General features: G+C 55.4%; 13 protein-coding genes. 8 read left to right on the top strand and 5 right to left on the bottom strand.

Features of this window, described 5'->3' with window-relative positions; all coding sequences use genetic code 11:
• Positions 1 to 332 precede the first annotated feature (332 nt).
• Both JSY17_RS08595 and JSY17_RS08590 read left to right on the top strand, forming a co-directional pair.
• Positions 333 to 920 (top strand): BRO-N domain-containing protein, encoded by a 588-nt coding sequence (locus JSY17_RS08595; protein ID WP_206400756.1) that lies wholly within the window; start codon positions 333 to 335, stop codon positions 918 to 920.
• 47 nt (positions 921 to 967) lie between these two features.
• A complete protein-coding gene (locus JSY17_RS08590) occupies positions 968 to 1,471 on the top strand; it encodes a hypothetical protein (protein ID WP_206400755.1) in 504 nt (167 codons plus the stop codon).
• A gap of 63 nt (positions 1,472 to 1,534) precedes the next feature.
• Here the strand turns inward: JSY17_RS08590 and JSY17_RS08585 are convergent, their stop codons facing one another.
• On the bottom strand, positions 1,535 to 2,248 hold the full coding sequence (locus tag JSY17_RS08585) for a hypothetical protein (protein ID WP_206400754.1): 714 nt from the start codon (positions 2,246 to 2,248) through the stop codon (positions 1,535 to 1,537).
• Positions 2,249 to 2,753: 505 nt separating this feature from the next.
• Here JSY17_RS08585 and JSY17_RS08580 point away from each other — a divergent pair.
• From JSY17_RS08580 to JSY17_RS08565, 4 genes are all read left to right on the top strand, one after another.
• Entirely contained in the window at positions 2,754 to 3,275 is a 522-nt protein-coding gene (locus tag JSY17_RS08580) for a BRO-N domain-containing protein (protein ID WP_206400753.1), read from the top strand.
• A 271-nt stretch (positions 3,276 to 3,546) separates the two neighbouring features.
• Complete coding sequence (locus tag JSY17_RS08575; protein WP_117182658.1) at positions 3,547 to 3,963, top strand: carboxymuconolactone decarboxylase family protein; 417 nt, start codon at positions 3,547 to 3,549, stop codon at positions 3,961 to 3,963.
• 8 nt (positions 3,964 to 3,971) lie between these two features.
• Positions 3,972 to 5,324 carry an MFS transporter gene (locus tag JSY17_RS08570; RefSeq protein WP_232849355.1) on the top strand — a complete coding sequence of 451 codons (1,353 nt, stop codon included), beginning with the start codon at positions 3,972 to 3,974 and terminating at the stop codon, positions 5,322 to 5,324.
• A 275-nt stretch (positions 5,325 to 5,599) separates the two neighbouring features.
• Positions 5,600 to 6,859, top strand: a complete 1,260-nt coding sequence (locus tag JSY17_RS08565) for a DUF1835 domain-containing protein (protein ID WP_206400752.1) — start codon at positions 5,600 to 5,602, stop codon at positions 6,857 to 6,859.
• 66 nt (positions 6,860 to 6,925) lie between these two features.
• On the opposite strand, the gene JSY17_RS08560 is transcribed toward JSY17_RS08565, so the two are convergent.
• From JSY17_RS08560 to JSY17_RS08545, 4 genes are all read right to left on the bottom strand, one after another.
• A complete protein-coding gene (locus JSY17_RS08560) occupies positions 6,926 to 7,867 on the bottom strand; it encodes a PoNe immunity protein domain-containing protein (protein ID WP_206400750.1) in 942 nt (313 codons plus the stop codon).
• 151 nt (positions 7,868 to 8,018) lie between these two features.
• On the bottom strand, positions 8,019 to 8,960 hold the full coding sequence (locus JSY17_RS08555) for a PoNe immunity protein domain-containing protein (protein ID WP_206400748.1): 942 nt from the start codon (positions 8,958 to 8,960) through the stop codon (positions 8,019 to 8,021).
• 5 nt (positions 8,961 to 8,965) lie between these two features.
• Positions 8,966 to 10,528 carry a hypothetical protein gene (locus JSY17_RS08550; RefSeq protein WP_201012687.1) on the bottom strand — a complete coding sequence of 521 codons (1,563 nt, stop codon included), beginning with the start codon at positions 10,526 to 10,528 and terminating at the stop codon, positions 8,966 to 8,968.
• Positions 10,525 to 12,816: a type VI secretion system Vgr family protein gene (locus tag JSY17_RS08545; RefSeq protein ID WP_206400746.1), complete on the bottom strand. Its 2,292-nt coding sequence runs from the start codon at positions 12,814 to 12,816 to the stop codon at positions 10,525 to 10,527. The genes JSY17_RS08550 and JSY17_RS08545 overlap by 4 nt, the downstream gene beginning before the upstream one ends.
• A gap of 340 nt (positions 12,817 to 13,156) precedes the next feature.
• Between JSY17_RS08545 and JSY17_RS08540 the strand changes: the two genes are divergently transcribed.
• Both JSY17_RS08540 and JSY17_RS08535 read left to right on the top strand, forming a co-directional pair.
• Complete coding sequence (locus JSY17_RS08540) at positions 13,157 to 13,702, top strand: BRO-N domain-containing protein (RefSeq protein WP_200978139.1); 546 nt, start codon at positions 13,157 to 13,159, stop codon at positions 13,700 to 13,702.
• Positions 13,703 to 14,106: 404 nt separating this feature from the next.
• Positions 14,107 to 15,708, top strand: a complete 1,602-nt coding sequence (locus JSY17_RS08535) for a hybrid sensor histidine kinase/response regulator (RefSeq protein WP_122370029.1) — start codon at positions 14,107 to 14,109, stop codon at positions 15,706 to 15,708.
• Positions 15,709 to 16,194: the final 486 nt, after the last annotated feature.

The following is a 16,194-nucleotide window of genomic DNA, read 5'->3' as shown; positions in this document are numbered from 1 at the left end:
CTCACACCCGCCCTACAGCCACGCACTCCCCATCTCCCCACCCAAACTGAATCCCCTCATTTAACCCACCCAGCCCCCAAGCTACCCTTCCCGTCATTCGCTGCCCCAGCAGCGACCGGGTTTGGCGACCCGGTTTAAAGATAAATTCCTCCCCATCGCGAAGCAGTCGATTTATTCTTCTGCGCACTGCGTTATGGCGGTTGTGTGCGGGAGGCCTTCGGGTCTGCCGGGTTTATCTTTTTACCGGTTCGCCAACCCTCACACAGCTGCCTCCATTTGTTTGGCGACAATCCGTGGCAGCTTTTTTCAGCGACCATAAAAAGTGTGCCTCTATGCAAAAGCTTCTATCCGATTCCCCGTGTACATCCGCCTTCGAAGCCACCCTCTTCTTCCGCCACAGCCGCATGCTGCGCGCCATCTTCACCGAATCCCAAGCCTGGTTTTGTCTCTCAGACCTCGCCCGCTTGATGTGCCAGACCCTGGGCGAGCGGTCGGCGCTCAAGCTGGATGCCGATCAGCGTCGGGTTATCTGGTTGCAGGCCAATGGCAAGTGGCAAAAGCAGTTGATGGTCAGCGAGTCGGGGGCGTTTGCGTTGTTGGTTCATCATTACGTACCCGAGAACCGGGCGTTGCGGCAGTGGCTGACGCATGAGGTGTTGCCGGTGCTGCATGGGGCGCAGAACGTGACGCGGGATAATCCGAGGCTGAGCCATTTGCACTGGCCGGGTACGTCGTTGAGTGTGATGCAGCGGCGTGATGAGTCCTGGATTCGATTGCGGGATATGCCGAGCGTCGCGCCAGAGGTTTTGCCTTCGCCTGAACGTGGGTTCTGGCGGGCAGCACTCACAACTGCAGAGTTCAAGACAGATAGCCATCGAAGAGTTGGCAAAACCCAATCGAAAATCAGGCTCCCTACATGATTGAGCGAAGGGTATATTTGCAAACCTCATAGATCAAGGGACGAAAATTGGCAGATTTACTGTATTGGATTGAAAAGCATCCTAGTCTTGCCTCCTATATTCAGGCGGTCGGGTCTATCGTCGCGATCATTGCTGCCGTGTGGATTGCACGTGGCAGCGAGCGTGCCAGGTTGGCTAGCGAAGCGAGCAAAGCTAAGATCATTCATAAGGCCACTGTGATGCTAGCGTGGCACGCCATAGATGCGGCCAAGGCAGCATACCAAGACTTAAGAAGGATCGAGTCTAATAATGGAGAAGCACGAGAGGAACTCCTTCACCTAGCCAGCATGCATCTTCAGGCAATCAAATCTATTGACGCATTTCAGTTTCCAGTACCTGACATGATGGTTCCGTTCTACAAGGTTAGGTCTGAACTGGAAGAGGCTATGGTTTATATACACCAACTAGACCAAGACAAGACAGACAATAGACTACAAGCCTTTCTGTCGCTAGAAGGTTGCATAGAAAGTGCTTCAATGGCAACTAGGGAATTAGCCCAAGCAACTCGATGATGAATTCCAAGTGAAAGCGATACGACTAGCTCTCTGAAAAGGTAAAAAGAGCGTGACGAGCACTCAAAGCTGAGCATAAGCGGCGTCAAAATCGCTAAGCGCTTGATTGACCTTGTATCGAAGCATCAGCGATACGGAAAGCTTCACCATCGCTTCGAACAGGGCATGTCCTGATTGAATTTCACATTGGCCAACGCAACGCCCTGCATACGTGCCCGGTTCGTATGCATACACAGTGTAAAAAACCCTGCCTGACTCTCGCCTCAACCCCGCAGAAATATGTGTTACAGAGCTATCCGCTGTCTCTCGATCTGAGATTGAAAACTCTAAGACGTCATCGAATGGAATGAACATAGCTGAAACGGACATCACAAATAGACTAGCGACATCCAGAGCTTCCTCGACTTTTTCAAGCTCAGGCGTGACGTACTCGTGCTCAAGAATATTTCGCATGTCGACGACTTTGCGCAACAGTCTCGGTGCCAATAACCCAAGCGCCCTTATCCGTTCGATTTTCTTCGGCACGCTCCATCTAAGTGAAGGATAGCCAAAAGAGATAAGTAATTGATCAAGCTGGCTGACAATAGCACGTTTCACATTTGTCGTTGCGTTGACGAGAGCCGCTAAACCGCCACTTTCGAAATCATCCTCCGCCAAAATCAAAAATTCGATTGGTGAGACTTTCAGTTCCGTCATTTCAAAACTACCGCCGCCTGAGGCGACTGCACATTTGCTCATATCAAATCGATGAGCGAGGCAAAAATCTTTGATATCCATATCACGCCCCTGCAGAGTAGCGATTAATAAGAAAGCGGTAAAAATCAGTGTATCAGTCGACACATGGATGTGTTCAGACGATGCAGATTAACAGCAACAGCATGACTGTGCCTCACATTGCTTATTCAGTAACTCCTGCACACGCAGTTCATCAGTCCAGTCCTACACCCCACTCACTCCCGCCCTACACCCACCAACTCCCCATTACCTCCCCCAAACTGAATTCCCTCATTTCCCCCACCCAGCCCCCAAGCTACCCTTCCCGACAGTTCGCTACCAATTCAGCGACCGGGTTTGGCGACCCGACAAAGCTAAATCTCTCCCCATCGTGATGCAGGCGCTTTATCCTGTCAGCTCATCGCGTTATGGCGGTTGTGTGCGGGAGGCCTTCGGGCCTGCCGGGCTTGGAGATGGCTACCGGTTCGCCAACCCACACACAACTGCCACCCATTGTTTGGCGACAATTCGGGGCAGTTCCATCAGCCATTTCCGATGAATGAAAACCATGCAAAATTTCAACAGCGATCTTCCCTGTACATCCTCCTTCGAAGCCACCCTCTTCCTCCGCCACAGCCGCATGCTGCGCGCCATCTTCACCGAATCCCAAGCCTGGTTCTGTCTCTCAGACCTCGCCCGCTTGATGGGCCAGACCCTGGGCGAGCGGTCGGCGCTCAAGCTGGATGCCGATCAGCGTCGGGTTGTCTGGTTGCAGGCCAACGGCAAGTGGCAAAAGCAGTTGATGGTCAGCGAGTCGGGGGCGTTTGCGTTGCTGGTTCATCATTACGTGCCCGAGAACCGGGCGTTGCGGCAGTGGCTGACGCATGAGGTGTTGCCGGTGCTGCATGGGGCGCAGAACGTGACGCTGGATAATCCGAGGCTGAGCCATTTGCACTGGCCGGGTACGTCGCTGAGTGTGATGCAGTGGCGTGATGAGTCCTGGATTCGGTTGCGGGATATGCCGAGCGTCGCACCGGAGGTTCTGCCTTCACCTGAGCGTGGGTTCTGGCGGAAGGTGATGGGGCGCTGAGGCAACATTGATTGAGCAAGGCCGTGTTGCTTATACGGCCTTGCTGCACCGGATAGACATCGGTGGCAGAACTGACGCTTTCCCGAATAAATCCGGCCCCACAAATCGCGTCCTGCCGGAGAGCAAAAAACCATTCCACAGTGGAATGCGCTCCATGAAAATTATGATTTTTTGTTATCCAGGCAAATGGCTATAGTGGCGACACACGCCGTCGGAACCCGCCGTCGGCGTTTCAGTCTCGACTTAACAACAATGAAAATCGGAGCCCGCCATGCCGCTGAAAGAAGAATTCGATAACCCGCAATTCAAGAAAGGCCTGGAAGTGCGTCGCGAGGTGTTGGGCGCGGAGTATGTGGACAAGTCGGTCGATGAGGTCGAGGACTTCATGATTCCGATGCAGAAAATCACCACCGAATGGTGCTGGGGCGAGGTCTGGACTCGTCCGGGGCTGGAACGCAAGACGCGCAGCATGCTCAATCTCGCCATGCTCACGGCTCTCAACCGGCCCAACGAAGTGCGTCTGCATGTGCTGGGCGCCTTGAACAACGGCGTGACGCCCGCCGAGATTCAGGAAATTCTTCTGCAGGCCTGTATCTACTGCGGCGTGCCGGCAGCGCTCGACAGTTTCAAGATTGCCAATGAAGTGGTGAAGAAGTTTCAGGCCGATCAGGCCGCCAGTCAGGCGTGACCTGAACGATGCCTGCCACTGGACCTCAACTCACCGCACGACAATGGCGGGCGATGGCGGCGATTCTGGTGTCCATCGCGCTGGCAACGCTGGATATCGCCATTGCCAACACCGCGCTGCCCGCGATTGCGGCGGATCTGAACACGCCACCTGCCGCGGCGGTGTGGATCATCAATGCCTATCAACTGGCGGCGGTGGCGACCCTGCTTCCGCTGGCAGCGCTGGGCGGTGTCATCGGGCCGCGCAAGATTTATCTCGGCGGCCTCATCTTGTTTGTCGTGGCTTCCGGGCTGTGCAGTCTGGCGGATTCGTTGAGCACGCTGATCGCTGCACGGGTGCTGCAAGGCCTGGGGGCCAGCGCGATCATGAGTGTGAATACCGCGCTGATCGGCCAGATATTTTCGCGAGAGCATCTGGGGCGCGGGGTGGGCCTGAATGCTCTGGTGGTGGGCACCGCGTTTTCAATCGGCCCAACCGTGGCCTCGCTGGTGCTGTCCGTCGCCAGTTGGCCCTGGCTGTTTGCGATCAACCTGCCTATCGGGCTGTTTGCCGTGGCCTTCGCCTGGAACTCCCTGCCGACAACGCATACCCGCGCCGAGCAGCCTTTCGATTACAAGACAGCGTTGCTGAACACGGTCACGTTCGGCGCACTGATCTTCGCTCTGGGTCAGGCCGCTCAACTGGAATCCCTGTTCAGTGTGCTGGTCGGGCTGGGCGTGTTTCTGATCGCCGGCGCGTTGATGCTGCGGCGCGAGCGCAATCATCCGGCCCCGATGTTCCCGCTGGATCTGCTCAAGCGGCCGATGTTTGCCTTGTCGGCCCTCACGGCGTTTTGTGTGTTCACGACTCAGGGGCTGGCTTTTGTGTCTCTGCCGTTCTTTTTTGAACACACGCTGGGCCTCGATCCGATCCAGACCGGTTTTCTGATGACGCCCTGGTCGGTCGTGGTGGCGGCCATCGGTCCCTTTGCCGGGCGGTTGTCGGATCGTTATCCGCCGGGTGTGTTGTGCAGCATCGGGCTGGCCATCCTGAGTACCGGCATGCTGTCGTTGCTGTGGATGCCTGACCATCCTTCGACCGGTGAAATCGTGGCCCGCATGATTTATTGCGGGATCGGGTTCGGTTTTGTGCAGGCGCCCAACCTCAAGGCGATCATGACCACCGCCCCGAAAGAACGGGCCAGTGGGGCCAGCGGTACTGTGGCCAGTTCCCGTCTGATTGGACAGGCGACTGGCGCGGCGCTGGTTGCCCTGTGTTTCGGGCTGGTCGGCGACAGTGGGCCGAGCCTGGCATTGGCGGTGGGCGCTGGTTTTGCGGCGGCGGGTTGTGTGGCTAGCAGTTTGCGGATGGTTGCCCGGTAACGCCTTCCCGGATAAATCCGGTCTACGGTCAAGGCTCTGTTGGAGGCAGCTTGCTGGCGACGGGGGAAAAGTCGCCAGCAAGCTGCCTCCCACAAAGAGATAGCGCATGCCTGGACGCAGTGAACATTGCATTCATCGTGTCCGTTGCCTATATTCCAGCCCGGCGCTATCCACGCCCCCATCCGCGGAAAGGGCTGCGCCCAGGATCTTGCCTCACGCATTCGTCACTACGACTCCCGACCTTCAAGCGGACAAGGTTTGTGCAAGGAGATCGTATGTCTACTCGTCCTGCGTCATTGTCCAATGACGGTCGTATCAACCTTGAGCAGCAGCGCAAGCGTGCCAAGGAGCTTTTGCAGCGCATGAAAACCGGCGCTGCGCCTGATGAGCTTTCGCTGATTTCACGCCGTCCTCCTGTCACTCCAACCTTGTCCGATGCCCAGTGGCTGATCGCCCGGGAGTTGGGTTTCAACAGTTGGCCCAAGCTCAAGGCCCATGTGGATGCGGTGGCTTTTGCAGCACGGCATCCGGATTTCGAGGCCAGTGACGAGGCGCGAACCGTGCATTGGCGATGCGGCAACGATATTGCACACAGCCTGCAACTGGCGGGTTTCAAGGGATCGTTCCGAATGCTGAGCGACCCACTGTGCATGGGCCCGGTTCAGAACCTGCCTGCCGAGGCGTACAAGGCGCTTCGCAGCCAGTTCATCAACAAGGCCTTCGGGATTGATGTGGCCGACGCCGCACGACGGTTCGATGATGAATACTCGAGCCTCAAACAGTTGAGCGATGCAGACCATAGCGTGCTGTGGTGCGAAGCGGATGCTTATGATCAGCTTTTCCTGATCAGGACGCTGGCGGGGCTTGAGCGTCTGCCGCGCAAGCTTGAGCTGATCGAAGTCGATCGGGTGCCCGGCGTCCAACGCTTTATCGGCATCGGGCAACTGGCTCCCGACGTACTGGCCTGGCTTTGGCCGCAGCGCAGGCGAGTGGATGAAGAGGCGCTGCTGTTGGCGCGTCGGGCATGGCTGGCATATTGCGATTCATCTCCTGTGGAGCTGGCAAAACTGGCACATGAGACGCACGCCGCCCTGCCCTTTCTCGCGCCAGCGCTGCTGCGGCAATTGCAGGAGTTGCCGGGGATTCAGGATGGCTTGTCACTCACTGAGCGCCTGACCTTGCAGTGCCTGGACGAAACGGGACCGCAGACCTATGGCAAGGTTTTCGCAGAGCTGATGGCCAAGCGCGAACCGCTGCCGTTTCTAGGGGATATGATGTTTCACGCATTGATGCGACCGCTGATCGATACTCCGCGCCCCTTGCTGATCGAGTCGGATACTCACTTGGAATGGCCTCGTCGTCTGCTGACGATTACGGAGCTGGGCAAACAGGTTTTGAGTGGCGCGGCTTACTGGCCGGAGCATGCGACTCATGAGCGCTGGATCGGGGGCGTCTGCATACGTCCCGGTCAGCCTCATTGGGGGATTGATGAGCAGGTGTTGCCGGTTTGGCGTGAGTCGTTTTCGGGTATTTAGCAAAGCGGATGGGGCGCAGCCTTCAGCAGAGCATCAAGGTTGCGCCCGCATTGGCAATGCCGGGGATTAACTCTCACCCGACCAGTACCAAAGCGTATCTCCCCACGTCGAGTCACTGATACGCGGCATGATTTCGCCTTGCTGGAAGTGGCGTCTTGAGTTGGCTTGGGCTGGGGTGAACCAGTAGCCGGTTTTGCTGCAGGGTTGTCCGGCATCTATGCGGGAAACTTGAGACTCGTTGGCAGGTTGATAGTTTCTTGCGTATTCGACCAAGTCTTTTGGATAAACCATATGGTCTATTTTGCTGTCGTCTATACCGTATAAGAATGCAATGGCTCCTGCTTCAAAAGCCCAATAGCCTACATATGTCCCTTCGTCGCCCTGGAGATGGGTGTCGTGCCAAGGGGCCTGTTTAAAAGCCGGATACCACTGTTGGCAATATTTCTTTAAGAGCTTTGATGCCTCTTCTTTATTATCGACATAGATTGCTTGAATAAGGGGTGTATAAACATCGTGATACCACTGATCCACATCATATCGATCCGGCATCACCTTGCTCAACAAGGCTTCATAGAGAGTGTCATCCCCTGCATAACCCGCCTCATCTATGAGTTTCACAAAGCGAGGTAACAAATCAGTACGATGCAAGAGGATACACAAACTGATGACCTGAACTGCTTCTTCGTATTGATTCGGCCAATCATCTATTGCCAATGGAGAGATTTTTGGTAATCCCTGATACTCAGCCAACGCCTTTTGACGAGTTTGGTACTTCTCAATCAGGTCCTCAAGGAGCGGCAGCAAAGAAACTATTTCCTCTCCTACGGTATAAGCGGCCAGAAGCCTGTCCAATGCAAGACTTTGGAAGTACCTCGAGCGAAGAGCGGCCTCCTCTTCAGGAGAGTCAGACTGAAAGATATTCTTTTTAAAAAATTCTATTACTTCATCATGCTCTCTCAAAAAATTACTGTAGTGCTCCTGACTGAAAAATTTTTGTCTTTTTTCCATTATTGCCACACCTCAACCTTCAAGGACCCTGGTTCGTCGTACTTTCTGGCTGACGCCGGTGATGATGTCGTCGAGTGCGGTGCGCAGTTTCCGGCATCGAAGACCTGTTTGAGCAGGTGGTGACACCCTCGAACAGCAGTCACAAAGAGAATCACTCCTCACCCGACCAGTACCAAATCGTATCCCCCCACTTCGAATCGCTGATGCGCGGCATGATTTCACCTTGCTGAAAGTGGCGTCTTGAGTTGGCTTGGGCAGGGGTGAACCAGTAGCCGGTTTTGCTGCAGGGTTGTCCGGCATCTATGCGGGCAACTTGAGACTCGTTGGCAGGTTGATAGTTTCTTGCGTATTCGACCAAGTCTTTTGGATAAACCATATGGTCTATTTTGCTGTCGTCTATACCGTATAAGAATGCAATGGCTCCTGCTTCAAAAGCCCAGTATCCGACATAACTTCCTTCATCCCCATCCAGATGTGAGTCGTGCCAAGGAGCTTGTTTGAAGGCGGGATACCATTGTTTGCAATAGGTGTCGAGCAGTTGTGATGCCTCCTCTTTTTCATCGGCATATATAGCGTGAATCAAAGGCGTATAAACATCATGATACCACTCATCTATATTTTCACGCCCCGGCAAGAGCTTGCTAAGCAAGTCCTCATAAAGAGTATCTTCCCCATTGTAGCCTGCATCATCCAATAGCTTGACAAATCTTTTTAGAAGATCCGTTCTATGGAGCAATATGCAGAGACTGAAAACCTGAACACACTCTTCAAATTGATAGGGCCAGTCATCAATGGCAAGTGGCGAAATATTGCTAATACCCTCAAGCACTGACAGCTTGCTTTGACGCTCCTCATACCGTGCTACAAGCTCTTCAAGCAACGGTATCAGCGCAGAGATATCTACCCCCGCTGTGTAAGATATCAAAAGTTTCTTTAGCGCCAGATCTTGAAAATGACTGGCCCTCAGTGACTCTTCTTGCTGGGGGGAGTCCGACTCGAATTTGTTATGCTCAAAAAAAACCCTTGTTTCTTCTACGTAACTAAAAAACTCTGAATACATATTATCACTAAGAAACTTCTGTCTTTTATTCATGCCTATTACTCAACAGTCAACGAAGTCGATTCTCTATATTTCAACGCCAGACTTCTCTTTCGCTTATTTACAAACGACTTGACTTCACCATCAGGATAATGAAAGGCAGAGTGATTGGCATGAGTTGACTCATCACCATTATTCAGCCTAGCGTATGCATGCTCTTTCGGGCTATTTCCAGGGTGATACAACGGAGTGTAAAACAAATGCCGACTGTACGAACCTAAAACCTGATACACCATTTTCTTGGGTACGGCACTTTCAATATTAGCCCTGATCCACTCCTTGCTCATTTGAACAAGGATTTCCTTCGGCTGTTTTGCAGGTTTGTCTTTTTTATCAGCCGTAGCTGGAGAGCTTTTTGAGCGTGAGAGTTTGCCTTTTTTCTTCCCGGCAGGCGCAACCTGGTCAATGTCTAGCGGTTCAAGCAACTCGCTTGGATCCGTAAGCCCCGAAACGCCCAGTTTTGACGAGACACTGGGCTTGCGGGTGTTATTGGGTTTTCGCATAAACTTCGGTCCATCTTCATCGCGACTCGCTTTAGCCTCAACAATCGCGAATTTTTTTCCGTTGTTTGTAGCTGGATCGGCGCGCCAAACAGAATCGATACCGGTTCCATTCGCTCCATCTGTCAGCTTATATAGAACATGACGGGACTTAGGGCTACCACCTTTTGAGAGCTTCCCCAACTTGTTAGCACTCGGCAAACCCTCAAGCCATTTCCCATCCGCTCCCTTGTCATGCCCATCCCAATCGCTGCCCCAGCCAAACTCCACTGCACAGATGTAGTCTGCAATATGCTCTCCACTGACCCCAAGCCCTTCATTGGTCATATCATGAAGAGACTTAACACCCAACTTTGTCTGGTCACTTTTCTGCGAAGCAGTACCACTTGCTCCATCCGCTCCTTGAGTGGCCACTGTAGAATCTTTCGCCGCAGGCTTTTTACCATGCGCTGGTTGACTGGTGCCTGACGCCATTCCAGAGCTATTACGCTGCATCCCCTTCCACTTCACCAGCCGCTTCTCAACAATCCCCACCATCGCTGGCATGTTGTCCCGAGATGCCGCGAGGACTGTGACGACTGAGGTTTTGGCCCAGTTGGGCAGGCTCTGAAAGGTCGAAGAGCCTTTTACGCCGGTGATGATGTCGTCAAGTTCGGTGCGCAGTTTTCCGGCATCGAAAACCTGTTTGAGCAGTTCTTCGGGGCTGGTTTTGATGCCGCATTCCTGCAGCACGAAGCGCAGCAGGTCGAACAGCACCGGGGCGTAGCGCTGGGGATCTTTGTTGACGATTCGCAGGCTCTTTTTCAGGCCATCACCCGGCCCCGGAATCCAGCCGATGACGGCCATCAACAGATCGAATTGCGCCTCCTCCTTGCCATCGGTCGTTTCTGCGTTGTAGAGGACGATAGAGGATTCGATGGTGTCGTAGGCATCGATGGCCTGCCCCAGAAACGGTACGGCACCCAGCGCGATACCTTTGGCCAGTTCAACAGCGGCTTCCTGATAGGCCGCGCTACGGTCTTCATCACCTTTGTGTGCGCCCGCGGCTCCTTTCTGACTCATGACAACCTCCCTGCGGCTTGTTCCACCAATGCCTGTAAATCGACCTGATCGGGGTCCAGACCGAGCTTGCGTAAGTCCTCATTCACCTTTTCATCCGAGCTTTGAACAACCGCTACGCTTTCGCGGTTGAACGGCCTTGGATCTTCGCCGTAATAGACCTTGGCCGGGCCTTTGGGGACATCTTCCAGGCGGGCAAAACCATCGTCGTCCAGAACACCTTCGCGGGTCGAGCCATCGGCAAACTCAACGCGATAGGAGGCGCCGGGCACGGGCTCAAGGTTGTCGTAATGCAGGTTCAGTTCCAGCCAGGTCGGGTTGGCCTTGGCGGCTTTCATCAGTTGCCCAGCTCTGTCGGCAGCGGCGAGCCCCGGAATCAGCGGAGCCAGAATCCCGATCCCGCTCCCCGCCCCCGGTGCCCCACCCGAATTGGTCTTCACCTCCGCCCCGCTGATGGTCACGCCACCGGCATCGAGCTTGATGAAACTTCCGCCTGCCTTGGCGGTGAATTCCATGCCACCTTCCAGCACCACCTTGTCACCTGCGTAGTAGTGAATCTCCGTCCCGGCTTCGACGAACTGCCCCGTGCCCACTTTCACGTGCTGGGTCGCACCGACAGTCAGGTGGTCGTCGGCACGGGCTTCGGTCTTGCGGTCCAGATGGGTGATGCGGTGTTCTTCGGCCTTGAATTCGCTGAAGGTGTTGGCTTCGACGGTGTCATGGCGCTCGTTGCCGACGCGGATTTTCTGGTCGTGCTCGATGTTTTCATCCCAGTCACGCTGGGCGTGCAGGTAGATCTGTTCCGCGCCTTTCTTGTCCTCGATGCGAAACTCGTTGTAGCCCTGGCCGCCCGGTGAGCTGAGGGTCTTGAAGGTGCTGCGGGTCTTGTGGGTTGGCAGCTCGTAGGGGACGACGTTTTCCTTGTGGAACAGGCAGCCGGTGATCAACGGTTGGTCGGGGTCGTTTTCCAGGAAGGTGACCAGCACCTCCATGCCGACTCGCGGGATGGCGATGCCGCCGTAAGCGCTGCCGGCCCAGCCGGTGGCGACGCGCAACCAGCAACTGGTCTTGTCATCGGCCTGCCCTTCACGATCCCAATGGAACTGCACCTTGACCCGACCGTATTGGTCGCAGTGAATCTCTTCGCCTTTTGGCCCGGTGACGATGGCGGTCTGGCTGCCGATGGTCAGAGGTTTGGGGTGGGCCAGTGGCGGGCGGTAAGGGGCGTCCCACGGGCTGGCCAGAAAGCGGTTGCGGTAGCCTTGGTGAAAGTCGTCCTTGTTGTCGGTGACGTCGCTGGTGATGTTTTCACCCAGCACCTGCGGCTGCTTGCCTTCGTGGATGACTTCCTGCAGCAGCCAGAGGTCGTTCCACTCGGTACGTGGGTGTTCGCTCAAGGCCAGGAAGTGGCCAGTGACCAGGGTCGGTTCATCACCTTTGCCCTCGGCGAGCTGGTAGTCACGGCGATGACGCTCCAGGGCGCGGGTCGCCAGTTGCTTGCCCCGTGCCCGGTCGGTGAAGCGGCCGGGGTAATCGTAGTCTTCGAGGTCGGGTGCAAAACTGCTCTTGGCACTGCTTTCGGGCAGGAGGCCCGGTTTTTCAAAGTCGTAGTCGCGACGGCTGACGCGGGTGGTGCGGGTTTCCAGGCGCAGGTTGAAGCGCTTGATGACCGGCTTCTCGGCGGCCATGCCGGAGTCCTGCTGATAGCTCACGGGGGCGAGTTTGCGGAACACGGTCTGGTCGTCGCCAAACACCAGCATGTGACCGCTGGCAGAGTGCTGGAAGTGGAAGTGAATGCCCTCTTCTTCGCACAGACGCTGGATGAAATGCAGGTCGGACTCGTCGTACTGCACACAGTAATCGCGCTCGAGATAGGTCGCGCCAAGTTGAAAACGGTAGGCATCGGCCAGAATCCCCCGCGCCTCCAGCACCTGGGCGATGATCTCCGGCACCGTCAATTGCTGGAAAATCTGCTGGTCGTGGTTGTGCCGCAGGTAGGCCAGTTGCGGCACCAGCGTGATGCTGTAGCGGGTCAGCTTCTTGCCGGAGTCGCCTTGTTCGATGCGGTAGACCTGGCCATGAATGATGCCTTTTCCCGTGGCGCCGAAGGTCAGGCTGCCGCGCTTGTGCAGCAGTTCTTCGAGCTTGAGGTCAGGACGGCTGCTGACCAGTTCGATGTCGAAACGATAGGGCTGATTCAGGGCTTCGCGACCGATGAAGCTGAGCACTTGCAGATCGGTGGAAACGCCTTCGAGCACCAAGGATATATGGGTAGCATTTGCGTCCAGCATGCTTGATTTCATCCCTTGAATAAGCAAGGGGAAAATGGTGCAGGAAGACAGCAAAGCCTTCAAGAGGGCCACTACTTGCCTGTCCTGCCCCTGCGCGCTAGTCTGCGCGCCGTTCGCTGCCAAATCAGCGACCGGGTTTGACGACCCGATCTATCCAGGCGTATCAGCGTCTCCCCCACTGCCTCAGGTTTAAACTTGAAGTACGTGTTATGGCGGCTGTGCGTCGGAGATCTTCGGGTCTGCCGGTTTCCTGGATACCGGTTCGTCAACCTTCGCACAGCTGCCACCCATTCGTTTGACGACGTCGCTTGGCAGCTTCCACTATCCAGGAGCTACGCCGATGTACACCCTCAATCCCTCTGCGCCCTGCACAGACCAATTTGAAGCCCACGTATTCCAACGCCATCACCGCGCCTTGCGTGCCGTCATGTGTGACGCCCAGGCCTGGTTTTGCCTGTCAGACCTTGCGCGCCTGATGGGCAAACAGCTAGACGAACGCGCCACCCTCAAGCTCGACCCCGATCAACGTCGCACCGCCTGGCTGCATGCCCATGGCCGTTGGGAGAAATGCATTCTGGTCAGTGAGTCCGGCGTGTTTGCAATGCTGGTTCATCATTACATCCCCGAGAATCGCGCCCTGCGTCACTGGCTGACCCATGACGTATTGCCGATTCTGCATCAGCAGCACGCTGTCACGGGCGATCAGCCTTGCCTGAATCAGATGCAATGGTTCGGCAACGCCCTGAGCGTATTGCAATGGCGCAGTGAGTCGTGGATTCGGTTTCGGGACATGCCCCATGTGGTGATGGAAGTGCCTCCTCAGCCCAGACGAGGAATATGGCGCAAACTGCTGGAAGCCTTGAGCGGCAAGCGGCTGGTGATGTGAAAGGCGATTGACCTTCGTGCCCGGCAGGCTTTTGGCAAAGGCCTGCCGGGTTCTGACCCTCTTTTTTCAGCCCCCTCCAGGCCCTTTTAAAATCAATGACTTATAAAAGTCTCGAAAAAAAGGGTAAAACAGCGCTCTGGCCATGTTTTTGCTTTTAAAACGATGGGTTATTGGGCAGAGTGTCTACTTCACTGCCGTGTAGGCAGCTCAGAAACCTTGCACGCGGCCTGGCTCTGGATAGTCCGGCTTCACTGCCGCATAGGCAGCTCAAAAACCGAATTGCTCGAGAACCTGAAATTCCCAACCCCACTCTTTTCCCCCTCCCTATATAACCCTCCGGAACCGAACAGGTAAGATAACGCTCATATGGTTCACTGATGTGGCCGAGCGTAGAGGACGTGTGCGTGAGCGATAGTAAAGTCCGGGTGGACAATCTGGTAACGGGTGATATCTCTCATCCACAAAAAGACATCTTTTTCGCAGCCGTCGAAACCACCCGGATGCCGATGATCTTCACGGACCCCAACCGTGAAGATAATCCGATCATCTTCGCCAACCATGCCTTTCTCGAGATGACGGGGTATGAAAGCCATGAGATTGTGGGCCGCAATTGCCGCTTTCTGCAGGGCCCCGATACGGATCGCGAAGTGGTCGCCGCCTTGCGCAAGGCCATCGAGAACCGGGAAGACATCGCGACGGAGATCCTGAACTACAAGAAGGACGGCTCGTCGTTCTGGAACGCGCTGTTCATGTCGCCGGTGTTCAATGACAACGGCGATCTCGTTTACTTCTTCGCCTCCCAACTGGATGTCAGCCGCCGTCGTGACGCCGAAGATGCCTTGCGTCAGGCGCAGAAAATGGAAGCCCTGGGTCAGTTGACCGGCGGGATTGCCCATGACTTCAACAACCTGCTGCAAGTCATGGGAGGCTATATCGGTCTGATCGACTCTGCGACCGACAAAACCAGCATTGATGTGCCCCGCATCAAACGAAGCGTCGAGCACGCCAAGTCGGCCGTTGACCGCGCCAGCACCCTGACCAAACAGCTCCTGGCCTTTGCCCGCAAGCAGAAGCTGCAAGGCCGGGTGTTGAACCTCAATCAGGTGATCACTGGCATGGAGGCGTTGATCGAGCGTACTTTCGGCGCAGAAGTGCCGGTTGAATACGATCTTGAACCCGCCCTTTACAATTGCCGCCTCGACCCCAGCCAGGCCGAGGTGGCGCTGCTGAACATCCTGATCAACGCACGGGATGCACTGATTGGCAGGCAAGGCCGTCGGGTGTTCATTGAAACGCGAAATATCATCGTGAAGGATCTGGCCAGCGTCTCTTATGACGGCCTGCTGCCGGGCAGTTATGTGAGCATTGCGATCACCGACAATGGCATCGGCATGCCTGCCAGCATTCGCGAACGCGTCATGGACCCGTTCTTCACGACCAAGGAAGAAGGCCAGGGCACCGGGCTGGGCCTGTCGATGGTCTATGGCTTTGCCAAGCAGTCGGGCGGAGCTGCGCGGATCTACTCCGAGGAAGATGTCGGGACCACCTTGCGTCTGTACTTCCCGGTGGATGATGCCAGCATCAGCGCTCATGACCACGCCAAACCGGCAGCCGGCAAATCCGGCACCGAGCGCATTCTGATCGTCGAAGATCGCCCCGATGTCGCGGAACTGGCAAAGATGGTGCTGGAAGATTACGGCTACGCCACCGACATGGTGCTCAATGCCCGCGAAGCGCTGAAGCGTTTTGAAAGCGGCGAAACCTATGACCTGCTCTTCACCGACCTGATCATGCCGGGCGGAATGAACGGTGTGATGCTGGCCAGGGAAGTGAAACGGCGTTACCCGAAAATCAAAGTGCTGCTGACCACGGGTTATGCCGAAAGCTCTATCGAGCGCACCGACCTGGGCGGCACCGAGTTTGAAGTGGTGTCCAAGCCCTGCATGCCCCACGACCTGGCCAGAAAAGTACGCCAGGTGCTCGACGGTCCCAACGGGATAGCCTGAGTGACAGTGCCTGTTGCTAGGCTCTGTACGAAATGTTTTCGAGCGAAGGTGAGGCAAGGCAAAAACAGGCGAGGAACGGTCGGAGTCGCGCCCGACTTTACTGGTGTAAATGAGCATTCCGAGCCTGTTTTTAACGCAGCATCATCGAGCGCAGATACATTTCGTACAAAGCCTACAAGCAACAGGCACCCAATATCCCTTGCATGACATGCTCCTATCACGCGCCAAGGGTACAGCCTTATCAAAATAATTTGCTGGCCATTATTTTGATGTTAATCTCTGCGCGTTTTTCAGTGGGTCATTATCTGCCCCGGGAAATTTCAATATTTCCGATCCACTTCGAAAGACTCGCAACAGAAAATCAAAATAAAAAAAATCTGCCAGGTTTTCATATATGCGCCCTCAAGAACCTACTGCACTGCCGCTCCTGCTCTGCCGTTCCCTCCGAGCATTCCGATTAGGCTAGAAAAAATCCATGCGAGTTAC

Source organism: Pseudomonas capsici, from assembly GCF_017165765.1.
Classification (GTDB): Bacteria; Pseudomonadota; Gammaproteobacteria; order Pseudomonadales; family Pseudomonadaceae; genus Aquipseudomonas; species Aquipseudomonas capsici.
Note: the sequence above shows the minus strand (reverse complement) of the source record. Positions and strands in the feature narration are given on the sequence as shown.